Raw genomic sequence first — 20,765 nt, 5'->3', positions numbered from 1 at the left:
TAAAGAAATTGCTTTATTGGGCTCATGTCTAAGTAAAGGAGTTTCTATGAAAAAGGCACTGCTGGTTTTGGCTCTTGGTGTGTTGGGCTCACAGATGGCGATGGCCGAGTCCATGATCTGTCAGAGCGCGGATAAAAAGGTCACTATTGAACTTGGGGTCATCGATGGAGAGATCCGTGGGGCTCTAATCACCGGTACAGAGAGCGAAAATGCGGATATCATGGTGGTAGAGACAGAAAGAACCGCTGCATCCTTGAAAGTGATGATGCTGGATCTCACCAATGCAAAGGGGATTGAGTTGAATGTTGCGGGCGAGAATCAGAAGCTTGCTGGGACTTTGACGGATATGGGTGCACCTGGTAACGCGGCCACAGAATATGCTGTTACTTGTGAAGTGAAATAGAAGCGGTTTTTTAGGAAAACCAGCCAAGAATCATTTTATAAAGTCCGACGTATTCATATCGCAGAAGCATCCAGATGCTGGCGCACCAAAGTGTTGCCAGCATTCCCATCACCACAAGCTGAGGCAGACTGGCCAGGCTTAGATTGCTGCGGGGGCGATTCAGAAGATCGTCAATCTGACCGCGCTCCTGGCTTTCCTTGAACCGACGGGCCAGACCCTGCGCCAATACAATTCTTTGTTGCATTTCGAGTTTGTAGAAATGAATTCCCACAAGCATTTGAGAATCTGAAATGTTCTCCAGGCGAGTCACGATACCGTAGCAGGCCATCTGTCGGGAGCCCGGCGGTGTGAATTGAATTTTAACGACTTCTCCCAGCAGAGGGCAAAGGTCATCCGGTGCCGTGAAGGCCAGTCCGGTCAACGAGACATTTTTGATCTCGGTGCCTTCCTCCCAGGGGATTTGTTTGGGGCCCGCGACACGAACCAGGCTTTCATCCTCAGTGTTGAGAATGTAGCGAGGTGATCGGCCATGATATCGGGCAAGACTTGTCATGCAAACCTTATCGGTTCAACCAGACCTTCTCTGAAGTCAAACAAGTGTCTTGAATTGAGATTTTAGGTTACTTGAAATGCCGCCATCCTTTGAAGTCGGTGATTTCCTCCTGGCCCTTGGCGAAAGTCAAAAAAACACCGGGCTTCTCTGTGAACTGTCCGACCATATGCCATCCTGAAAAATGGTCATAATCATCAGGGGAAATCGCCATTAGGAGTTCATAGTCCTCGCCTCCCCACAGAGCAAAATCAGAGACAGGCATACCCAGCTCCAAAGCCATTTGCTGGCTTTCTGTGTGCACGGGAAGATTTTCAGCAAAAATGTGAAAGCCTCCCCCTGGGGGTGTCAGTTGCATGGCATCGTTGATCAGGCCATCACTGCAATCCATCAGGGCATGCACTCGGGCGTGATGTGTTTGCAGGCCCTTGACTAAATCCAGGCGCGGGCGTGGGCGCAAATGTTTTTCTTTCGCGCTTTCAAACCCGGGCAGATTCTTTTGCAAAGCAGTCAGTCCGGTGAACGACAGCCCTAGCGGTCCGCTGGACATCAGCAGATCACCGGGACGAGCTCCTTTGCGGGTGATGGGATGTTCGCAAGAGCCGTGGACACTGACGTCGACAACCACTTTGTCGGGGGACGCGGCAAGATCTCCACCGACAATCTCAGTTCGCCAGTCGTCCGCCAGCTGAGCCATACCTTGATAGAAATCGTCGGGCCAGGATTCGTTCAGATTCGATGGCAGGGCCAAGGATACCTGAGCATAGTGTGGTTGGGCTCCCATCGCGGCAATGTCACTCAAGTTGACCGCCAAGGCTTTAAAGCCCAGGTCAAAGGCGCTGGTGTACTTTAAATTAAAATGAACGTCTTCAACCATCATGTCCTGGCAGATCACGGAATATCCGGGATAGTTCTTAAAAACGAAGGCATCATCGCCTAACGGGACGATGTTGTGTTTGTTTTGACGCTGGACCCGAAAACGGATCTTTTCAATCATGGACCATTCTTTGGGAGTGTTTTGCATGTCGTTGTCCTTGGGAAGACATTGCTTAAGATGTCACTTTATTGTGAAATAGAAGCTTCAGGAGTCAAGGAGGATTCTTTGAACACACCGAAGGCGACATCGCCAAAGCGAACATCTAAGAAGAAATCAACACGGAAACCAAAGGTTGTCGAACATCCTCTGTCATCTGAAAGTCTTTTTTCCAGCCGTGAGATCGGATGGCTGAATTTTAACAGACGCGTTCTTGCTGAAGCCGAGGATGCACGCAATCCACTTTTGGAGCGTGTGAAGTTTCTCAGTATCTCGGGCTCCAATCTGGATGAGTTTTTTATGAAGCGGGTTGGGGGGCTGAAGCGCCATGTGGCTTACGGAGTGTCTCCAAAATCGGCGGACGGAAAAACCCCGATGCATCAGTTGCAGGAAATCCGGCAGTTCGTGATTCCGATGATTCAGGATCAGGCGCAGGTCTTTAATAAAGTTCTGAAGCCCGCCCTTGAAAAAGAGAACATCTTTCTACTGGGTTGGAAGGATCTCAGCGACAAAGAAAAAGAGAACGTAAAAAGATATTACAACAAAAACGTCTTTCCGGTTTTGACTCCATTGTCGGTGGATCCGGGGCATCCTTTTCCATTTATTTCAAATCTTTCCATTTCTTTGGGTGTGACTTTGAAGCATCCCCATGTGGATGAAAAACTTTTTGCCCGGGTGAAGATCCCCAAAGTGTTGCCACAATGGGTGCGCACCGAACCTGAAAGCGGATCTTATCGATTCATCAGTTTGCTCGATGTGATTCAGGAAAATCTGGCTGATCTGTTTCCGTCCATGCAGGTGCTGGGGGTGATGCCGTTTCGTTTGACTCGAAATGCGGACTCTGACCAGGATCAGGAGGATGCGGAAGATCTTCTGGAGGCGATCGAGGAAGAGCTGCGCCAGCGCCGTTTTGCCGAAGTCGTGCGCCTGGAGCACGGGCCAAATCCTGATCCGTGGATGTTGAAGTTTTTGATGGAAGAGTTGGAGTTGATTGAAGAGGACATCTATGAAACTCCGGGTCTTTTGGATTTCACCGATTTGTCGTCCATCTCTGATGTGAATCTGCCAAAGTTGAAGTTTGAACCTTACAATCCAGTGATTCTGCCTGCCTTTGCTGAAGACGGAGCGGGCATGTTCAATGCCATTAAGATGAACGATCAGCTGGTGCATCATCCTTACGAAAGCTTTGCGGGATCGGTGGAAAAGTTCATTCGTGTCGCCAGCGAAGACCCGAAGGTCCTTGCCATCAAGATGACGTTGTACCGCACCGGGGACAACAGTCCGTTTATCAGGGCCATGATTCGTGCAGCAGAGCAAGGCAAGCAAGTGGTGTGTCTGGTCGAGCTGAAAGCGCGCTTTGATGAAGAACGCAACATCTACTGGGCGACCGAGCTTGAAAATGCCGGTGTCCATGTGGTCTATGGGGTGGTGGGATTGAAAACCCACGCCAAAACCGCTCTGGTCGTGCGCCAGGAGCAAGAGGGATTGCGCTGTTACTGTCACATTGGAACGGGCAATTATAATGTGGCGACCTCGCGCTTTTACACAGATCTGGGGCTGTTGACCGCCCGCGAGGAAATCACTTCCGATGTTGTGGAGTTTTTTCATTACCTGACAGGAAGATCTTTGAAGAACAATTATCAGAATCTGTTGATTGCTCCGGTGAATATGTTTACCAAATTTAAAGCTATGATTGAGCGGGAAGCAGAGCACGCCAAGGCAGGGCGTCCGGCGCGGATCATCGCAAAGTTTAACAACTTTGAAGAAAATGATATCGCTGTGGCTTTGTACGCGGCTTCACAAAAAGGCGTGGACATCGACATGATTGTGCGTGGTTTCTGCTGCTTGCGTCCGGGGGTTCCGGGCATGAGCGAGCGCATTCGCGTGACTTCGATCATTGGTCGCTTCCTGGAGCATTCCCGCATTTTCTATTTCCGAAACGGGGAAAAGGACCCGGTGGATGGCGAGTTCTTCCTGGGATCTGCCGACTGGATGTATCGCAATTTGCATGCTCGGGTGGAGGCCATCGTGCCGATTCTGGATCGTACTTTAAAAGAAAAGTGCTGGGAGATCCTGAATCTGTGTGTGAAAGAGCAGCGACAGTCCTGGGAGATGAAGGCTGACGGGACTTATGTGCGTCAGAACTCCACAGATGTGGGAATTCATCAAACTCTGATGCAAATTGCAAAAGCCCGGGTTACATTTGTCGAGGACAGCACCAACACATCCTCAGATTAGGGTCGGAGTTAAAGCAGTGGAGTTGATCATCATCCGGCACGCAGTCGCCGAAGACAAAGAAGAGTTTGCTAAAAAGGGACAGGAGGACTATCTGCGTCCTTTGACCTTGAAGGGGCGTAAGCGGATGCAGAAGGTCTGCGTGAATCTGCGCGACTATATCAAGGAATTTGACCTGATTGTCTCAAGTCCTTTGACCCGGGCACGCCAGACGGCAGAAATCGTGTCCCAGATTTACTATGAAACCAAAGTTGTGGAGGCGCCGGAGCTGGTGCCTCACAGTCCGCCGCAGGCATTTCTAAAATGGTTGCGCGTGCAAGGGAAGAATCACAAGCGAATTGCCGTTGTCGGCCATGAGCCACACTTAAGCACTTTTGCCAGTTACATGCTGTCACTGAGATCTGAAAGTTTTATTGATCTGAAAAAAAGTGGCATCATCGGTTTGGAGCTTGAATCCTTTGCCACAGCCGAGGCTGGGCGGGCGCAGTTGTTATTTGCAATTCCACCGAAGTTTCTGGCGGATTAGCTCTGCAGCATCGACCAGATCAGGCCATCTCGAAGCCCCACAGACGGAATAAGGATTTTATGTGTTTCTGCCTGGCGCATGATGGTCTCTACCAGCATGGCGGCAGGGACGATGACGTCGGCACGATCCGGGCGCAGATTCAGTTTTTCAATGCGCTCTTTGATCTTCAAAGCGCGCAGTCGCACGATGATTTCTGAAAGCTCGGGCAGCGTCAGGAAGGTGTGCGGGGACTTTTTTAGAAGCTGGACTTTCAGTTGCCCCAGACATTCCAGGTTTCCACCTGTTCCGATGGCAAAGTCCACCGGGTCCAGATCGCAGTTCTTGTAAATGTGTTCGCCCAAGGCGGTGATGAACTCTCCCATGATAATATTCAGATGGTTTTCTGTCAGATTTCTTTTGGCTAAGTTTTCCAGCACGCGGACTGTGCCCATCGGAAACGATTTTGTGGCCAGCATGGTGGCGCCTTGAGAAAAGGTGACTTCGACGCTGCCGCCTCCGATATCGATCAACATGGTTTTGCGATTGTCCAGATCCAGTTCGCGGCGGACGGCCAGATGGATCAGTCGCCCTTCTTCAGTGCCATCAATCACTTCGATTTGGATGCCGGAAGTTTTATAAATGAGATCGACAAATTCCTTCTGGTTTTTGGCTTCACGGCTGGCCGAGGTGGCCACGGCCCGGCACTGTTGCACGCCGAGCTCCTGATTGGTCAGGGCATAGCGGTGAAAGGTGGCTTTGGCGATTTCCAGAGAGGCCGGGGTGATCAGTCCTTGGGTGAAGACATCATGCCCCAGTCGAACCGCTGCCCGGAATTTTTTAACAATGTGCAGGTGGGGGGCTTGCGGATGAACATCGGCGACCATCATACGTATGGCGTTGGAACCGATGTCGATGGCGGATACTCGACGTGACACGATAAACTTCCCTTTCCTTGGCAACAGTATATAAAGATGGCAGCATGAGAGCATGAAAAAAATCGTTCTGGGCTCTTTATTTTCTGTTTTTGTTTGCTCGCAGGCTGTGGCTCTTTCTGAGATCGAGATTTCCGGCGAACTGGATGTGACGGCATCGGTTTGGACTCTGCCTACAGGAGAGCGTGGAAACTCATCCTTTAATGTGCCCTCCATGTTTATGGATATCAATGTGCCGCTGAAAGACGACAATCTTCTGGTACTGTCTTTTGAAGGCTCTGAAGAAAAAGAAACCAGCCCGAACCGTTTCGATGTGGGACTTCGCGAAGCCTACTTGGATGTGGTCAGCACCTTTAGCGGGATGAAGGCTTTGCGCTTGGGTTTGATTCCTCAAACCTGGCATGAGGCTCAGTATCAGTCCAGCAACTATCGTTTCCTGGGGCGGACGGCGTGGGCCATCACTGAAAAATGGAAGTATCTTTCTTATTCGGATTTGGGGGTGTCCTTCATGTCCGAACTGCCGCATGACTACGGCGAATGGGCCGTAAGCCTGTCTAACGGGGAAGGTGCTGAGGAGGAAGAAAAAGGTCCGCACAAAGAGGCGGCCTTGTTTGTTCGGTTCTTCCGCTGGTCCCCCTGGTCCCTGAGCTTCAATTATGTGCGTGGAAATTATGAGGTCTATGGCGGAAGCGTGGGGTTGAAAGAGCGTGTACAGGCTCTTATCAGTTATGAGGAACAAGGCCGCTGGTCGGTGGCTTTGGAGTTTTTGGATTCCAAAGATCCTGCTGATGCCATTAGCGACTTTAAGATGGCCGATGGCGTGGATGTGACTTCCTTGAGTGGGGAGTCTGTGCACGGACAGGGGGGCAGTCTTTACGCGGTGGTGCATACGGGCCCTAAAGCGGAGGTGATGCTTCGTTATGACTATTTAAACGCGGCTGTCGGTGAAAAAGGCAAAGACCTGCAAACGGGCCTCCTGGCCCTGGGATATCAGGTGACTGAGGATATTAAAGCGGCTGTTGCTGTGGATTATACTCGTTATGCCGAGGAATTTGCCCCCGGAGTGCGGGACCGATCCCGAGTCGAATTTGCGGCCCAGGTCCTCTTTTAAAGTGTGTTAAGTTTCTGTTAGAATCCATAGAGATGCCGTGTTAAGCGGTGTCTTTATTTCTCAAATCATTATAAATCAAGCCAAGCGCTAATAAGGTGGATGCCATGGAAAGAGCGATAGACATTCAACTGGAAGACCTCAAAAAAATGATTCTTTTGATGGGTGGCCATGTTGAAAAGTCGCTGTCTTTGGTGACAGCAGCATTGTTGTCTCGGGATCTGGAAATGTTCGATGGCGTGCATGCGATCGAAAGACAAATCAACGAAGACCATATCCGGGTGGACAATGCCTGCATGCATCTGCTAGCTAAACAGGGGCCGGTGGCCAAGGATCTTCGTTTGATCATTTCTGTTTTGAAGATCAACAATGATTTGGAGCGCATGGGGGATCAGGCCGTGAATATCTCTTATTCCGGCAAGGACTATCTGGGGCGCAAGCCGATCCAGTCGCAGCTCGGTGATATTCAGAAAATGTCTGAGATCGCCGGTCGCATGGTGAAAGAGTCTTTGGATTGTTTTGTTCGTGGTGACGTTGAACAGTCCAAAAAGATTCTTCTGATGGACGATGAAATCGACGCGTTGAAGAACAAGGTCTTTAACGAAGCGATGGCGCACATGAAGGCCCACTCGGAAGATGTGGAAGCCGGCATGGATTTGATTTTGATTGCAAGAAATTTGGAACGTCTCGGGGATCATGCGACGAATATCGCCGAAGACGTGATCTTTGCCTTCACCGGCAAAGATGTTCGACACGGGGGAAAGTTTGGCTGACAACTCAGTGCAAGTGTTAGTGGTGGAAGATGAGCAAGAGATCCGAGAGCTGATGGCTCTGCACCTTTTGCGGCAGGGTTACCGAGTGACCGAATGTGCTTCCGCCGAAGAGGCTTTGCAGGAATTGAATCGCCAGAGTTTTTCTTTGTTCGTACTTGATTGGATGCTGCCGGGTCTGAGCGGCGTTGAAATCGTTGATAAAATTAAATCAAAAAATCCTGGAGCTTCGGTTTTGATGGTGACTGCCAAGACCGAACCTCAGGACATCGTCTCGGGCCTTGAAAAGGGTGCTGACGATTATATGACCAAGCCCTTTAACCCTTCCGTGTTTATCGCGCGGGTGAAAGCTCTTCTGCGCCGGTCTCAGGTGCAGGCGGCTCCGGCAAGTGATGATGGGGAAGTGTCCCTGTTGGGGCTTAAGATCAACTTTAAATCCTATGAAATTTCCTATAATAACGAGCCGTTGCACCTGACGCCTTCTGAGTTCAAGCTGCTGGGGGCTCTGGTGCAGAATCATGGTTGTGTTCTGACTCGCGAACAGCTTATTGAGAATATTCAGGGCGAGGGCATCAATGTCGTTGGACGCACTATTGACACCCATGTCTTCGGATTGCGCAAGAAGTTAGGCGAGTGGGGCGACCGTATTGAGACTATCCGTGGCGTCGGATATAGGGTTAAAGTAGATATCGCATGAAGCGATTTATCCGTTTTCCTTGGCAAGTCTATTGGCGCTACTTTTCCTGGCAGGTTGTAGCTTTTAACGGTCTTTTTCTGGCCGTGATATCTGTCATCGATGTACGCTATGGCGTGCGTCCGTTCGTTTATAACGAAGCCCTTTTGAATTTCTTTGTTTTCAGCATTTTGGTCGCGGCTTTGACCTCGTACCGTTTTGCCAAGCCCATTCATCGGGTGATTTTGAAGGCCCTGCGCATTTCCAGCAAGCGCACGTTTGGGAATTTGGTGGAAGGCCAGGATGATGATCTGCTGGATGATGAAACCGCTGACATCTCTGAATTGGAAGTGGCTTTAGATCACATCCACCGTAAAATGAAGCGTCGTAAGGCTCGTTATCTGCAGGCGCAAGAGGAATCACAGGCCTTTATGAGTGCCGTGGCCGAAGGCTTGGTCAGCGTCAGTCTGGATGAAAAGATTCTTTATTTTAACTCTCAGTTTGCAGCGCAGTTCCTGTCCTCCAACCTGATGGATGGGCAGGTCTTGCGTCTGAAAGATGCAATTCGGTCTTCCGATGTTCTGGAAGGCTTTGCCAAGACAATCCAAGTGGGCAAGGTTCAACGTTTCACCGTGAAGCTTCCGACCTTGATTGACAATCAGCCGCGTTACTTTGCCGTGTCGGTGAATCCTATTCGCAATGAAAAGACGCGCGAAATCTATGGCGTTGTGGGGATCTTCCATGACATCACGGATATGAAGCGGGCCGAGCAGATCCGTATGGATTTTGTTGGCAATGCCTCTCATGAACTGCGCACTCCTTTGACGTCCATTAAGGGATATGTGGATACGCTGAAAGAGGACGTGAAAACCGGCCAGATTCAGCAGGCCGGAAAGTTCCTGGATATTGTTTCCCGCAACATTGATCGGTTGATGGACCTTGTGAATGATATGCTGAGTATCAACTCTTTAGAGGCCTCCAATTCCGAGCTGAAGCTGGAAATGATTCACCCGCTGTCCATTTCAGAACACGTGGTTTCTGAGCTGGCGGTGATGGCTGCGGAAAAGAATATTTCAATTCACGTGAACGGGGATGTGCCTCCGTTTATGGCAGATGCGCGTAAGGTTGAGCAGGTTTTGCGCAATCTGGTGTCCAACGCCGTAAAATACATTCCTGCGGGGAAAACAATTCGCATTCGTTGGGAGCGCGATATCAAGGAATATATCATTTTACGTGTGATTGATGACGGCCAGGGGATTCCGGAGCAGCATCTGGATCGTCTGTTTGAACGTTTCTATCGCATTGACCGGGGGCGCACCCGTGATGCGGGCGGTACCGGCCTGGGGCTGGCTATTGTGAAGCATATTATGCAAAGTCATGGCGGGACCGTCGCTGTGAAGAGTATTATCGACCAGGGCTCTGAATTTATTTGCTCTTTCCCAATCCGAAAGTAAAATCCGGGGGATGAACGCCGATCATCCCTTTTATCGTCATTTTGAAAAAGTCTATGCTTCCCGCTGGCCCGCGCTTTTTGCGGCCCTGCAAACGCGTGAGCAACAAGTGGCTCGTGTTAACGCCTGGAGCCCTTCTGACTTAAAAACAAAATCCTGGGCGACCTTTCCTGAAAAAGCCGAGCTTCCGGGTTGTCATTGGCTGACACCGTCGCATGGCTGTCAGCCCGAGCGCAATGCGGATGAGCTTTTGGATATTTATATCATGGATCCGGCCAGTGTGATGGTGGCGAAAGCCTTGGATGTGCAGCCGGGGGATCGATTGTTGGATATGTGCGCGGCTCCGGGCGGGAAAAGTCTGGTGCTGATTGAATCCTTCGGTGAAGACGGTGAGATCTTCTGCAATGATCTTTCCCCGGAGCGTCGCGAGCGTTTGAAGAAAGTCATTCAACAGTATGTGCCTCGCGAGGTGCGCAACCGGGTGTGGGTGACAGGCAAGGACGGTGTTCAGTTTGGTTTGAAAGAACCCTCCAGTTTTGATCGTGTGTTGTTGGATGCCCCGTGCTCTGGTGAAAGACATATTCTGGAAAATCAAGCGGCACAGGATGAATGGAGTCCACGCCGCACCGAACATCTTGCTGCCAGACAGTACTCTTTGTTGGCGGCGGCCTTCCTGGCAGTGAAGCCCGCCGGGCGCATTGTCTATTCAACCTGCTCCATCAGTCCGGCGGAAAATGATGACGTCGTTCGCAAGCTTCTAAAAAAGAAGAAGTCGGCGGTCAAATTGCTGGAGGCCCCTTTGGGAGTTGGTGGCGAGCGGACGGAGTTGGGAGTGGCCTATATGCCGGATCAATGCGGCTTTGGTCCATTGTACTTTGCCGTGATTGAGAAGGTCGAAGAGTAGTTCACCAAAAGGGCCTCTGATAAGAAGCAGATAACAAACTTGAAATTATCTCTGGCGCAAAAAGATCCCTACACTAGTGCCTCCAACAAAAATTAAAAGGAGTCATGGATGAGATCTTTTTTCGCGGTCTTGGTGTTTATTGCTGCGTCTTGTTTGGTCGTTTTTTCACAGGCGCGGGCGGAAGTGTCGTGCGGTTCCTGTGGTGGCCGCAATCCGGTGGAAAAGCTGTGCGGTCAGGTTCGTAAGGATCTGAAATACACTGCGGCCTTGCCTGAAAAACAAACAGTTTCAGAAGTGGAGTTGTGTCTGGATTTGGCGTCGGGAGGGGTTGCTTGTGGAGTCACTTCGGACACTTTGCTATTGGCCTCTTTGAATGCCATGAAGGTGCTGGGGGTGGAGGAAGTGTGCATGAAGTTTGACACTTCCGTCAGTCCGCGCCGAATTTTATCGGCGCAAAGTCGTTTGTACTAGTTGTCGTCTTTCTGACGGAATTTGTGGCGACGGTATTCTTCCAAGGTCAGGAAGCCGTAGGTTTTCTTGCGATAGATTTCCACGGCTTCAGCCTCAATGTCGGTCAGGACCTCGTCCATAAACTCCAAAGGAATGGTGCCGGTCTTCATCAGTTGCAGGGTGTAGAGGTGAACCACGCGGCGGATAAAGTCATGGCTTTTTTCACGCAGGTTGGCGGTCTCTTGCAGCTGGGTTTCAACGATCTTGATTAGCATGTCTGTATTCATACCCTAGAAATATCGGCTTTCCTTTTACGAACCTGAGCATCAGTGATGGAAAATTGGTCCAAAGAATGAGAGACTTGGAGGGATGAAAGCCCTGACTCAGCAAGAACTACAGCATTTTGTCCGTTACTTCGCACCAATTTTGGACGGTGCTCAATTGCAAGAGGTGCAGGCCAACGACCGAGGTCTGGCCCTGGGGTTCCACCTGCGTGGCAGTATGTTCTGGCTGATACTGGACCTTGTGCCAAACACTCCGATGATGCTGTGTTTTGAAAACCAGTGCCCTTTTAAAAAGGCCCCCAAGGGCAAGCCCGTCAGTCTTTTTTTGAATTCCCATGGACGCAATCTCTTCTTTGCCGGCATGTCGGTGCGAGAAGAGTTCGGTCGTGTGGTCGAACTTCATCTTAGAAACTCCTCGTCGGATTGTGATCTGGAGATTCGCCTGATTCCCAAACAAAGCAACCTTATCGTGAAGGCTCAGGGCAAGCAGATTTCCTGGGATCGTCCCCTGGAGCTGACTCCGGCTCCGCATGTGGAAAATCCTCCGCAGCCCCGGGACTTGGTGGCTATCCACGAAGAATGGCTGGCTGAGCAGGGGGCTGGATCCAAGAAAACGATCTTGGATCCGGCCGAGCAGTGGGAGCGGCAAAAACAAAAGGATCTGGAGAAAAAACGCCGGGCGCTTGCTGAGATTCAAAAACAAATCGAAAGCGATCGCGAACAGGTGTGGTATGAAGCGGGTCAGTTCTTGAAGGCCCATGGCACTCTGGAGGTTCCAGAGAATCTGCAGTCCTGTGTTGATACCAAGCAGAGTCTGAGCTGGAATATCGAAAACTGCTTTGCCAAAGCCAAGCAGTTGGTCGGAAAGAAAGAAGGTGCTCGCGAACGCCTGGATGAGCTGGTTCGTGAAATCCAGAAGCTGGAAGACAGTCGTTATTCTGAAAAGCAGAAGAAACCCGCCTTGGTCGACCTGATGAAAAAGGCCGATGCCAGAGGGCGCAAGTTGCATCTGGATTCAGGTGCTTTGGCCTATTGTGGGAAGTCCGCGGCGGACAATTTGGCGCTGCTTCGTCAGGCCAAAGCTTGGGATTACTGGCTGCATCTGCGCGACTATCCGGGGGCGCACGCTATTATTCACAGACAACGTGATCAGGAAATCACGCCGGCAGAAATTCAAGAGGTCTCCGCCTGGGTGGCCCGAGAGTCGTTATCGGCAAAATCCCTGATGGTCGGTCAAAAGGTGGCCGTGGTCGTCGTGGAATGCCGCTTCGTTCGTCCGATCAAAGGCGACAAGCTGGGGCGCGTGACTTATCACTCCGAACGCACGTTAAATTTCGCACTCTCCTGACGCTACGGCGCATCGCTTCTGCAAAAGTAAGCAGGTACCTTTTGGATTGACTGGTGACAGGCTCAGCCTAAAATTTTCATTTAGACTACAGAGGAGATTGCACCATGATTCAAGTCAAAGATCTCACGAAGGATTATGGTCCAAGACGGGCCATTGATAAGTTAAACTTTTCTATTTCCAAAGGTGATGTTGTGGGCTTCCTCGGCCCCAACGGCGCAGGCAAATCCACGACTATGAAAATCATCACCGGCTTTATGGCTCCCAGCCAGGGCAGTGCTTCAGTAGCAGGATTTGATGTTTTTGAAAATCCTTTGGAAGTTAAAAAACGAATCGGCTATCTGCCGGAGATCCCGCCAGTCTATGCCGACATGTATGTGCAGGATTATCTGCGCTATGTGGCAGCCTTGAAACAAGTGCCGAAAGAAAGAATCGAAAGCGCAGTCAAAAATGCCATCGAAAAAACCAATCTGGGCGATGTGCAAAAGCGCTTGATTCATCACTTGTCCAAAGGTTTCAAACAGCGTGTGGGGATCGCGCAGGCTATTGTCTCGGATCCTGAGGTTCTGATTCTGGATGAGCCGACGGTGGGGCTGGACCCCAAACAAGTGGCCGAGATCCGCGAGCTGATCAAAGCCCTGAAGGGGCAGCACACGATTATTCTTTCCACGCATATTCTTCCCGAGGTGGAAGCAACTTGCGAAAAAGTCATCATCATCAACAAAGGCCGCATTGTCGCGGAAGACAGCATTCACAATCTGGCGACCATGGAGCAAGGACAGATCCGTCTGCATGTTCGTTTGCGCAAAGGCGTAGAAGACATGCAAAGTGTTTTGTCCGACGTGGGTTCAGTGATCGGGGTTCATTCCGGAGCTTCGGCGAAAGAATGGGACATTGATATCAAGGGCAGCGAAGAAGCGGTGGACAATATCTCTGCACTTCTGGTGGGCAAAGGCTATGGTCTTTTGGAACTCACCCCCGCCAAGCGTGATCTGGAAGATGTGTTCTTGAAACTGACTTATGGACAACAGGAAAAAGGAGGCCCGGCATGAGCGGCACTCTCGTGATCTTCAAAAAAGAACTAAAAGGTTTTTATCTGAATTCGACTTTCTGGATGATTTGTTTTTTGGTCAGCCTGGTGTTTAGCTGGGTGTATCCGATTCAGCTGAATCTGTTTTCGCAGTTGTTGATGAACTATGTGATGCAGCAGGGGGTTCCGCAGAATCAGTTGAACATTCACTATGGTGTGTTCCTGCGTCAGCTTTCATATCTGAATCTACTTTTGATTTTCGTGGTGCCGGCGTTGACCATGAAACTTTTTGCGGAAGAAAAGAAGCTTCGCACCTTTGATCTGCTTTTGACCTCGCCGGTGACGTCGTTCCAGATTGTCATGGGTAAGTATATGGCGGCTTTAGGTGCTGTCGCGGGCATCGTGTTTTTGGCACTGCTGTATCCGCTGGCAACTTCGCTGTTGGCAACTGTGAACTGGGGCCCGTTGTTTATTGCCTTCCTGGGCATTTTCCTGGTGGGTGGGGTTTATGCGGCGATGAACCTGTTTGCGTCTTCGCTGACGGAAAACAGCATCGTGGCCTATGTGGCGTCGGTGATCTTTAACATTTCTGTCTGGTTCATTGGAATCGGCACCGAAGTGGTGGACGGGGAGCGCGCACGGAAGATCTTTGAGCACGTATCCCTGAGCAGTCACTTGTCGGGATTGGTGGAAGGCACCGTGCGAACCAATGGTCTGGTTTTCTTCCTGAGTATTATTGTGTTGTTCTGCTTCCTGGCAGAGCGTGTTGTTGAATCCTCACGTTGGAGATAATAATGAGCAAATTAGGTAAAATTTCATTTTTGTTTGCTGGTATCTCATTGGTGGCGATGATCATCACCCGTTACCTTTTGGGTGAATGGGTGCCTTTCTGCTGGCTGTCTTTGGGGATGGCGGTGTTGTTCCTGATTGTGGGTCTGGCTAAAGACCGCGGCTTTTTCAAGGAATTCTTTACTATGAAGACCACCAAAGAAGGCATGAGCATGGGGGTTTTGATCCTGCTGACTCTGGCTCTGTTGATTGTGGTGAACTACATCGGGGTTCGTCATACCAAAACCTGGGACTTTTCTTTAGCCCAGACCAATACTTTGTCGGATCAGTCGATCAAGCTGGTCAAGTCGTTGGATTCCGATCTGAAAGTGTACTTCTTCTATAAGAAGGGTGTTGAGGGCAACGAGGAAAATCGTCGTCTTTTCCGGGAACTGATTAAGAAGTATCAGGATCAAAGCTCAAGAATCCAGCTGGACTTTGTGGAAGTGAATGAACGTCCGGATCTGTCTCAGGAATTTGGCGTGGATAAAGGCAGTGGTGTGGTGTTCCTGGATTACAAGGGGCGCCGCAATCGCATCGAAAAAATCGATGAGCAGGACTTCACAAGTGCTCTGGTTAAAGTGACGCGTGAAAAAAACAAGACAGTTTATTTCACGGTCGGTCACGGAGAAAAGAACCTCAATGACAACAAAGAAGGCCTGGGGCTGGGTTCCTTGAAGTCCCTGCTGGAAAACAATCGCTATCTGGTCAAGGAACTGCCGTTGATTCAGAATCCGAAGATTCCTGAGGATGCGGATGTGATCGTGATCGCGGGGCCGGTTCAGGGGTTCCAGAGTTTTGAAATTGAAGCGCTGGAGAATTACCTGAAGGGCGGCGGCAGTCTTTTGCTGGCCCTGGAGTCTCAGAATTCTGCGGGTCTTGAAAAATTGACCTCCAAGATGGGATTGCAGTTGGGGAACAACTATATCCTAAATCAGGTGGAAACAGTCATGGGCCGCGGGATCAATCAGGGGCCGACCTTGGGTGTGATTTTCTCGATGAACAACAAGATCACCAAACCATTTGGTCGCAGCGAAGCAACCTTGTTCCGTTTTCCGCAGTCTTTGAAGAAAGTGGAAAGCGTGAAAGGCATCGTGGTGGATGAACTTGTTTCTACAGCGCCGAACGCGATGGCATTCCCTTCTTTGCAGATCAAAGGAGAAGGTGTTGAGGATGCCTATGCACTGGTGGATGAAGTCAGCGGTAAATGGGGCGGCGATGAAAACGCCAAAGACTTCACGGCCATTGTCGCCGGAGATGTGGACTTCCTGACAAATCAGATGCTTTATCAGAATTTGAATCGGGATCTTGTTCTGAATTCGATAGCGGCTCTGGCTAAAGAGGAAAACCTGATCAGCATTACGCCGAAAGAACCTATGGCGACACAAATGCTTATGACAGAAACCAAGTTCGGTGTTTTCTTGTTTGCTTTCATCATTCCACTGCCTATTCTTTTGCTGGGAACCAGCATTGGGCTGTGGCTTAGAAGGAGAAATGCGTAATGAAACTCAAAGGGCGTACAATACTTGTCATTTGTCTTCTGATTTTTGGCGGTTATGCCGTGTATGACTTCTTCAGTGAAAAGAAGGCTGAAGAAAAGCGCGCCATGGACGCCCGTCTGATGACCGTGGAGTTCGATCAGGTGGATCAGATCGAAGTTGAAAAAGGTAATCAGAAAATCGTTCTGAAGCGCAGCGTGGACGGATGGTCCATGCTGGAGCCGTTGAAGGACGCGGCTGACAATACCGCAGCGGATGACTTTGTCAAAGGGGCTTTCCCAGAGCGTATCATCGAAGTGGCCAAAGAGGGTGAGGGAATACAGTGGGCCCTCTATGGGCTGGACAAGCCTTTGGGGAAAGTCACTTTCAAAAGCACGGCTGGCACTCAGGATGTTTTTGAAATTTCGGAAAAACGCAACTTCGAGGATAATACTTTTGCCCGTCGCAATGGTGAAAACCGTGTTCTGCTGGTCAACTCTGTGTGGCAGAACCGTGTGAATAAGACGGTGATGGACTTCCGTGAACGCCGCTTCCTACGTCATAAAATTGCCAGTGTCGATGAGATCAGTATCAAAAACGACAAGGGTCGTTTACTGATCCGCCGCGAAGATGGCAAGTGGCTGGCGCCGGACAAGAAAGATCTGACACTGGATCAAAACAAAGTGCGTGAACTTCTAAGTCAGATCGCAGATGCCAAAGCCTCTGAAATTGTGGAAGGAAAGCTTCCCGCACTGAAAAACCTTTTCACCATGGAATTGGTGATGAAGGATGTGAAATGGAAAGCCGAGGTCGGGCAGGCGCAGGATCTGGGGATTTATGCCAAGGTTTCCGAACCGGCCCAGCAGATGAAAATGGAAGCGGGGGCTTTGGATCGTTTTATAAAAATTGTCCTGGCGGACTTGCGCGAAGAGGAAGCTCCGAAGGATAATAAAAAAAGCACGTCGGATGAGCAGCAGGCCATGATGGCCGGGCAGAAAGAAAAGTAATGCAGAAGATTGTCGTTAAATCTCCCACACGCGTGGATTTGGCAGGGGGCACACTGGATTTGTGGCCCCTTTATTTGTTTATCAATGGAGCTTCCACCGTGAATGTGGCCATCGATATTTATACCGTGGCGGAGCTGACCCCTCACGACGATGCGACAATCGTATTGGAGTCCGCCGATCTGAAGATTCGCAAAGCCTATAACAATCTGGTGGATGCTTTATCCGATCCGGATCCTAAGATGGTTCTGTTGCAGACTCAGCTTCGCTATTGGAAGCCTGAGCGAGGTTTCACCCTGAAGACCTCTTCGCAGAGCCCGGTGGGAGGCGGCCTTGGTGGCAGCTCAAGTCTGACAATCAGTTTGATGAAAGCCTTTTCACAATTCTGTGGGAAGCCGTTTCGTGATGTTCATCATATGGTGCAGGTTGCTCATAATATCGAAGCGGAGATTCTGAACACGCCGACCGGAACACAGGACTACTATCCAGCGGCTTCCGGGGGGCTGAATGTCCTCCATTATGGCTATGATGGAATCCAACAAAGTGTATTGCCGGTATCCCAGTCTCCATTGGCTGAAAAGTTCATGCTGGTTTACACGGGGAAGGCTCATCACTCGGGATTGAATAACTTTGAGGTGATGAAAGACTCTGTGGTGAAGGATGCCCGGACTCTTCAGGCCTTGCGTGATTTAAAAAGCATTGCCATTGAAACGGAGCACGCGGTCCGGTCTGAAAACTGGAAAGAGCTGGGACCCTTGTTTAAACGTGAGTTCGATGCCCGAGTTCGTTTGGCCCCGGAATTTTCAAGTCCTGAGATCTACAAGCTTGCTGAAGTCTCTTTGCAGAATGGGGCTGAGGCTGTTAAAATTTGTGGAGCTGGGGGCGGCGGATGTGTTCTGGTCTGGTGTCCTCCGGATAAACGTGAGGGAGTAGCCAACGCATGCCAAAAATCCGGCTTCCAGGTGATGGACGCAAAGCCCGTCGATCCCCTGTAAAGAAAACGACGAAGAAGAAGACCGCAGCTCCCAAAAAAGCTGCGGCCGAGTCGTCGTCACATGCCGGAGAGGTGCATCGTTTTATCGGCCTGTCCCTGGGGGGCGGCAAATCCGACAAAGCCTGCGTGGCTGTCCTGGAATACTATCCCAAGCACAAGAAAATCTTTCTTTCCCGTCTGGTTGAAAAAATCAAAAGTGATGAAGTCCATTCAGCGGATTTCAAAGTTCAGCAAGTTATCGATCAGTATCACAGTGAAGTCGATATGGTGGCCTTTGATGTGCCCTTCCGTTTCCCGGTCTGTCTGGAGTCCAAAGACTGTTGTGGGAGTATAGAGACCTGCAAGAAGCCGCATGTGCAATGGATGTGGGAATACACTCGCAAACTGCACAAGAAGAAGAAACCACGTAAGCTCTTCACGCCGTACACACAAAGATGCGTTGAGATGTACCTGTCTTCTGAGCTGGAAGAGCCATTTATCTTGCAACATGCGATGGGTGCAAACAGTGCCCCGTTGTTGGCGCGTGCCATGTTCTTGCGCCGTCATTTGAAAATGAAGTGTGTGGAAGTCTTTCCAAAGCTTTCCGTCTGGCGCATCGGGCGCTCGTTAAATGTAATGAAAAGCCACCTGCGTTTCCATAAGCATGCCATTGGCGGGGACGAAAGCCGACGGGAGATCTTACACGCGTTAAGTGCTCACAATGTCGCCTTCGTCTATGATCAGGACGTGAAGTTGATGATCGAAAACAATCACGCCTTCGAGGCCTTTATCTGCGCCTTGACTGCGTTCCTAAGTTTCAAAGGTGGCACCGAGCCTCGTCCAGAAGGTTTTCCCCCTTCCGAAGACTGGATTGAATTCCCCAAGATCAACGTGCGTTGGGATGGGTTCTAGTTCTTTAGACTTAGGTCTAGTTCCCAGTGTCCATCTGCGTACAGGTCCTTGTGCCCAAGGACAACAAAACTATTTGCCGTTTGTGTGATTCGAGGACACAATTTTTTCAGGCAAATCCAATATACTTCGGAGGTTGAAATGAAGTTGGTTAAATTTGTTGTTGTAGCAATGTTGGTTTCTGGTGTGGCTCACGCTCAAAAGAAAAAAGGTCTTTTGGAAGAAGTGTCTGGTCAAGGTTATGGCTCTGCAGGTTGCGGTCTGGGCTCTATCGTAATGGGTTCTGGTGGCAATCAGGTTCTTGCTGCAACTACAAACGGTACTTCTGGTAACCAAACTTTCGGTATCTCCACAGGGACTTTGAACTGCCAGCAAGATGGTATCTTCAAATCCGGTAAAGAAGTTCCAGCTTTCATCGAAGTGAACAAAGTGGCTTTGGCTAACGATGCTGCTCGTGGTGAAGGTGAGACTTTGGCGGGTCTTGCAAACTTGATGGGTTGTGATTCCAAAGCTATGGGCACAACTTTGAAAAAGAACTACAACAAAATCTTTGTTGAAACAAACATGCAACCTGCTTCTATCGAAGCAAACATCAATGCAGTTGTTTCCCAAAACAATGTTTGTGGTGCTTAATATCTAGATCTCAATATTTGAGAATCTATCAAAACGCAGTGGTCACCCCACTGCGTTTTTTATTTTCCTGAAAATTGGTTTTCATTAGATTTTCAAAATCTCATCAATGAAGAACTAATAAGGTCACTAAGTTGTATATTCACTTTGAAACCGTTATCCAGTGGCCATGAAAAGAGTCGTTCACAAATTCATGTTATGGTCCCATCGCTGGTTAGGGATCGTCGTTGGCTTTCACTTTGTTCTTCTGGGATTGACGGGAAGTTATCTGGTTTATACCGAAGAAATTGATGCCTTGATGAAGCCTGATTTAAAAGTGGCTTCGGCAGCGCCGGTGGTGCCGGATCTGGATCAGATTGTTCAAAATGCCCGTCAGGGGTTGGGCGTGGATTCCAACCCAATGCGCATGACTATTGCCTCTGAAGATTCTCGCTACAATCACCGCATCATGTTCAACGTTCCCAAAGGGGAGCAAAAGCGCCGTTTTGTAACGGCTTATGTGGATGCCGCAACGTTTGAATTCAAAGGCTCCGAGGTGTTCAAAGAAACTCTGGGGGGATTCTTCTTCGTCTTCCATCACGATTTGTTTTCAGGTGGCACGGGTCGCACGATCGTGGCGGTGACGGGAGTTTTAAGCATGATTCTTCTTTTGGGGGGATTGTACTTGTGGTGGCCTGGTCAGGGAAAAAGTTGGAAGCGCAGTCTTCGTTATAACAAACAAAGATCCTTTCTGGGATTCAATCTGGAGCTGCATAAGTTTTTGGGTTTTTATTCCTTGATTCTGATGTGTATCGTGACGTTCTCGGGGATTTATCTGGCAAGGCCGGATTGGTTCTTCCCGCGTGGTCCCGGTGAGGGAGGCGGTCCCGGGGGTGGGGGGCCTGCGACTTCAGCGCTCTTGTCTTTCTCTGTCGTGCAGCCGTCGTTGGTTTCTTTGCTGGAAGAAGATCAGATTGCGCAGTTCCGTATTGATATGAAGGATAATAAGCTGATGGGTTTGGCGCGAGATCCGGAGCATGGTATCAGCGGCTGGGAGTGGGATCTGGCCACGGGGGAGCTTTTGAATACCAAGCTGGTCAAGGACCGTGACTTCAAGAAAAAATTCGGGGACTTGCAGCGAGCCTGGCACGTCGGTGATTTCTGGGGCGAACTGGGAAGATTCCTGGTGTTTGTATCAGGAATTCTGCCGCTGGTGTTTTACGTCACCGGCACCTATTACTGGTGGAAGAGGAAAAAGAAGGCTTGATAAAAATGCATGAACCCACAAAGA

22 protein-coding genes are annotated in these 20,765 nt (G+C 49.9%); 18 read left to right on the top strand and 4 right to left on the bottom strand.

Features of this window, described 5'->3' with window-relative positions; all coding sequences use genetic code 11:
* Positions 1 to 46: 46 nt before the first annotated feature.
* Entirely contained in the window at positions 47 to 403 is a 357-nt protein-coding gene (locus ACZ5ZV_RS15005; protein ID WP_464118007.1) for a hypothetical protein, read from the top strand.
* A gap of 10 nt (positions 404 to 413) precedes the next feature.
* Here the strand turns inward: ACZ5ZV_RS15005 and ACZ5ZV_RS15000 are convergent, their stop codons facing one another.
* The gene (locus ACZ5ZV_RS15000; protein WP_464118006.1) at positions 414 to 956 is read right to left on the bottom strand and encodes a PilZ domain-containing protein; all 543 of its coding nucleotides are present in this window, start codon (positions 954 to 956) and stop codon (positions 414 to 416) included.
* A gap of 67 nt (positions 957 to 1,023) precedes the next feature.
* The gene (gene thiL, locus ACZ5ZV_RS14995) at positions 1,024 to 1,977 is read right to left on the bottom strand and encodes a thiamine-phosphate kinase (protein WP_464118005.1); all 954 of its coding nucleotides are present in this window, start codon (positions 1,975 to 1,977) and stop codon (positions 1,024 to 1,026) included.
* A gap of 78 nt (positions 1,978 to 2,055) precedes the next feature.
* On the opposite strand from thiL, the gene ppk1 reads away from it, so the two are divergent.
* Positions 2,056 to 4,224: a polyphosphate kinase 1 gene (gene ppk1, locus ACZ5ZV_RS14990; protein WP_464118004.1), complete on the top strand. Its 2,169-nt coding sequence runs from the start codon at positions 2,056 to 2,058 to the stop codon at positions 4,222 to 4,224.
* A gap of 16 nt (positions 4,225 to 4,240) precedes the next feature.
* Positions 4,241 to 4,747, top strand: coding sequence for a phosphohistidine phosphatase SixA (sixA, locus tag ACZ5ZV_RS14985; RefSeq protein WP_464118003.1), 507 nt, complete (start codon positions 4,241 to 4,243; stop codon positions 4,745 to 4,747).
* On the opposite strand, the gene ACZ5ZV_RS14980 is transcribed toward sixA, so the two are convergent.
* Positions 4,744 to 5,661, bottom strand: a complete 918-nt coding sequence (locus tag ACZ5ZV_RS14980) for a Ppx/GppA phosphatase family protein (protein WP_464118002.1) — start codon at positions 5,659 to 5,661, stop codon at positions 4,744 to 4,746. The two genes, sixA and ACZ5ZV_RS14980, sit on opposite strands and share 4 nt — an antisense overlap.
* A 52-nt stretch (positions 5,662 to 5,713) precedes the next feature.
* Between ACZ5ZV_RS14980 and ACZ5ZV_RS14975 the strand changes: the two genes are divergently transcribed.
* The 6 genes from ACZ5ZV_RS14975 (at position 5,714) to ACZ5ZV_RS14950 (ending at position 11,035) form a co-directional block, all read left to right on the top strand.
* Positions 5,714 to 6,769 carry a hypothetical protein gene (locus ACZ5ZV_RS14975; RefSeq protein WP_464118001.1) on the top strand — a complete coding sequence of 352 codons (1,056 nt, stop codon included), beginning with the start codon at positions 5,714 to 5,716 and terminating at the stop codon, positions 6,767 to 6,769.
* 104 nt (positions 6,770 to 6,873) lie between these two features.
* A complete protein-coding gene (gene phoU / locus ACZ5ZV_RS14970; protein ID WP_464118000.1) occupies positions 6,874 to 7,539 on the top strand; it encodes a phosphate signaling complex protein PhoU in 666 nt (221 codons plus the stop codon).
* Complete coding sequence (locus ACZ5ZV_RS14965) at positions 7,532 to 8,233, top strand: response regulator transcription factor (RefSeq protein WP_464117999.1); 702 nt, start codon at positions 7,532 to 7,534, stop codon at positions 8,231 to 8,233. Before phoU ends, ACZ5ZV_RS14965 begins: the two co-directional genes overlap by 8 nt.
* Positions 8,230 to 9,663, top strand: a complete 1,434-nt coding sequence (locus ACZ5ZV_RS14960; protein ID WP_464117998.1) for a sensor histidine kinase — start codon at positions 8,230 to 8,232, stop codon at positions 9,661 to 9,663. Before ACZ5ZV_RS14965 ends, ACZ5ZV_RS14960 begins: the two co-directional genes overlap by 4 nt.
* A gap of 10 nt (positions 9,664 to 9,673) precedes the next feature.
* Positions 9,674 to 10,564 (top strand): RsmB/NOP family class I SAM-dependent RNA methyltransferase, encoded by an 891-nt coding sequence (locus tag ACZ5ZV_RS14955; RefSeq protein WP_464117997.1) that lies wholly within the window; start codon positions 9,674 to 9,676, stop codon positions 10,562 to 10,564.
* 108 nt (positions 10,565 to 10,672) lie between these two features.
* Positions 10,673 to 11,035, top strand: coding sequence for a hypothetical protein (locus ACZ5ZV_RS14950; protein ID WP_464117996.1), 363 nt, complete (start codon positions 10,673 to 10,675; stop codon positions 11,033 to 11,035).
* Here the strand turns inward: ACZ5ZV_RS14950 and ACZ5ZV_RS14945 are convergent.
* Positions 11,032 to 11,289, bottom strand: coding sequence for a DNA-dependent DNA polymerase (locus ACZ5ZV_RS14945; RefSeq protein ID WP_464117995.1), 258 nt, complete (start codon positions 11,287 to 11,289; stop codon positions 11,032 to 11,034). The two genes, ACZ5ZV_RS14950 and ACZ5ZV_RS14945, sit on opposite strands and share 4 nt — an antisense overlap.
* 94 nt (positions 11,290 to 11,383) lie before the next feature.
* On the opposite strand from ACZ5ZV_RS14945, the gene ACZ5ZV_RS14940 reads away from it, so the two are divergent.
* The 9 genes from ACZ5ZV_RS14940 (at position 11,384) to ACZ5ZV_RS14900 (ending at position 20,741) form a co-directional block, all read left to right on the top strand.
* Positions 11,384 to 12,646, top strand: coding sequence for a DUF814 domain-containing protein (locus tag ACZ5ZV_RS14940; RefSeq protein ID WP_464117994.1), 1,263 nt, complete (start codon positions 11,384 to 11,386; stop codon positions 12,644 to 12,646).
* A 104-nt stretch (positions 12,647 to 12,750) separates the two neighbouring features.
* Positions 12,751 to 13,695 (top strand): ABC transporter ATP-binding protein, encoded by a 945-nt coding sequence (locus tag ACZ5ZV_RS14935; RefSeq protein ID WP_464117993.1) that lies wholly within the window; start codon positions 12,751 to 12,753, stop codon positions 13,693 to 13,695.
* On the top strand, positions 13,692 to 14,465 hold the full coding sequence (locus tag ACZ5ZV_RS14930; RefSeq protein WP_464117992.1) for an ABC transporter permease: 774 nt from the start codon (positions 13,692 to 13,694) through the stop codon (positions 14,463 to 14,465). Before ACZ5ZV_RS14935 ends, ACZ5ZV_RS14930 begins: the two co-directional genes overlap by 4 nt.
* Before the next feature lie 2 nt (positions 14,466 to 14,467).
* Entirely contained in the window at positions 14,468 to 16,003 is a 1,536-nt protein-coding gene (locus tag ACZ5ZV_RS14925; protein WP_464117991.1) for a GldG family protein, read from the top strand.
* Complete coding sequence (locus tag ACZ5ZV_RS14920; protein ID WP_464117990.1) at positions 16,003 to 16,986, top strand: DUF4340 domain-containing protein; 984 nt, start codon at positions 16,003 to 16,005, stop codon at positions 16,984 to 16,986. Before ACZ5ZV_RS14925 ends, ACZ5ZV_RS14920 begins: the two co-directional genes overlap by 1 nt.
* Positions 16,986 to 17,978: a GHMP family kinase ATP-binding protein gene (locus tag ACZ5ZV_RS14915; protein ID WP_464117989.1), complete on the top strand. Its 993-nt coding sequence runs from the start codon at positions 16,986 to 16,988 to the stop codon at positions 17,976 to 17,978. The genes ACZ5ZV_RS14920 and ACZ5ZV_RS14915 overlap by 1 nt, the downstream gene beginning before the upstream one ends.
* The gene (locus ACZ5ZV_RS14910) at positions 17,924 to 18,868 is read left to right on the top strand and encodes a DUF429 domain-containing protein (RefSeq protein ID WP_464117988.1); all 945 of its coding nucleotides are present in this window, start codon (positions 17,924 to 17,926) and stop codon (positions 18,866 to 18,868) included. The genes ACZ5ZV_RS14915 and ACZ5ZV_RS14910 overlap by 55 nt, the downstream gene beginning before the upstream one ends.
* A gap of 138 nt (positions 18,869 to 19,006) precedes the next feature.
* Positions 19,007 to 19,498, top strand: coding sequence for a DUF3015 family protein (locus ACZ5ZV_RS14905; protein WP_464117987.1), 492 nt, complete (start codon positions 19,007 to 19,009; stop codon positions 19,496 to 19,498).
* A gap of 190 nt (positions 19,499 to 19,688) precedes the next feature.
* Complete coding sequence (locus ACZ5ZV_RS14900) at positions 19,689 to 20,741, top strand: PepSY-associated TM helix domain-containing protein (protein WP_464117986.1); 1,053 nt, start codon at positions 19,689 to 19,691, stop codon at positions 20,739 to 20,741.
* Positions 20,742 to 20,765 lie beyond the last annotated feature (24 nt).

The sequence above is a fragment of the Bdellovibrio sp. HAGR004 genome, from assembly GCF_055397015.1.
Note: the sequence above shows the minus strand (reverse complement) of the source record. Positions and strands in the feature narration are given on the sequence as shown.

Excerpts from the sequence above, each read along its gene's own strand:
- ACZ5ZV_RS14940 (WP_464117994.1), top strand. The coding sequence starts at position 11,384 with ATGAAAGCCCTGACTCAGCAAGAACTACAGCATTTTGTCCGTTACTTC.
- ACZ5ZV_RS14975 (WP_464118001.1), top strand. The coding sequence starts at position 5,714 with ATGAAAAAAATCGTTCTGGGCTCTTTATTTTCTGTTTTTGTTTGCTCG.
- ACZ5ZV_RS14900 (WP_464117986.1), top strand. The coding sequence starts at position 19,689 with ATGTTATGGTCCCATCGCTGGTTAGGGATCGTCGTTGGCTTTCACTTT.
- ACZ5ZV_RS14905 (WP_464117987.1), top strand. The coding sequence starts at position 19,007 with ATGAAGTTGGTTAAATTTGTTGTTGTAGCAATGTTGGTTTCTGGTGTG.
- ACZ5ZV_RS14930 (WP_464117992.1), top strand. The coding sequence starts at position 13,692 with ATGAGCGGCACTCTCGTGATCTTCAAAAAAGAACTAAAAGGTTTTTAT.
- ACZ5ZV_RS14950 (WP_464117996.1), top strand. The coding sequence starts at position 10,673 with ATGAGATCTTTTTTCGCGGTCTTGGTGTTTATTGCTGCGTCTTGTTTG.
- ACZ5ZV_RS14945 (WP_464117995.1), bottom strand. The coding sequence starts at position 11,289 with ATGCTAATCAAGATCGTTGAAACCCAGCTGCAAGAGACCGCCAACCTG.
- ACZ5ZV_RS14960 (WP_464117998.1), top strand. The coding sequence starts at position 8,230 with ATGAAGCGATTTATCCGTTTTCCTTGGCAAGTCTATTGGCGCTACTTT.
- ACZ5ZV_RS14925 (WP_464117991.1), top strand. The coding sequence starts at position 14,468 with ATGAGCAAATTAGGTAAAATTTCATTTTTGTTTGCTGGTATCTCATTG.
- ACZ5ZV_RS15005 (WP_464118007.1), top strand. The coding sequence starts at position 47 with ATGAAAAAGGCACTGCTGGTTTTGGCTCTTGGTGTGTTGGGCTCACAG.
- ACZ5ZV_RS14955 (WP_464117997.1), top strand. The coding sequence starts at position 9,674 with ATGAACGCCGATCATCCCTTTTATCGTCATTTTGAAAAAGTCTATGCT.
- ACZ5ZV_RS15000 (WP_464118006.1), bottom strand. The coding sequence starts at position 956 with ATGACAAGTCTTGCCCGATATCATGGCCGATCACCTCGCTACATTCTC.
- thiL (WP_464118005.1), bottom strand. The coding sequence starts at position 1,977 with ATGCAAAACACTCCCAAAGAATGGTCCATGATTGAAAAGATCCGTTTT.
- ACZ5ZV_RS14935 (WP_464117993.1), top strand. The coding sequence starts at position 12,751 with ATGATTCAAGTCAAAGATCTCACGAAGGATTATGGTCCAAGACGGGCC.
- phoU (WP_464118000.1), top strand. The coding sequence starts at position 6,874 with ATGGAAAGAGCGATAGACATTCAACTGGAAGACCTCAAAAAAATGATT.
- ACZ5ZV_RS14915 (WP_464117989.1), top strand. The coding sequence starts at position 16,986 with ATGCAGAAGATTGTCGTTAAATCTCCCACACGCGTGGATTTGGCAGGG.
- ACZ5ZV_RS14920 (WP_464117990.1), top strand. The coding sequence starts at position 16,003 with ATGAAACTCAAAGGGCGTACAATACTTGTCATTTGTCTTCTGATTTTT.
- ACZ5ZV_RS14910 (WP_464117988.1), top strand. The coding sequence starts at position 17,924 with ATGCCAAAAATCCGGCTTCCAGGTGATGGACGCAAAGCCCGTCGATCC.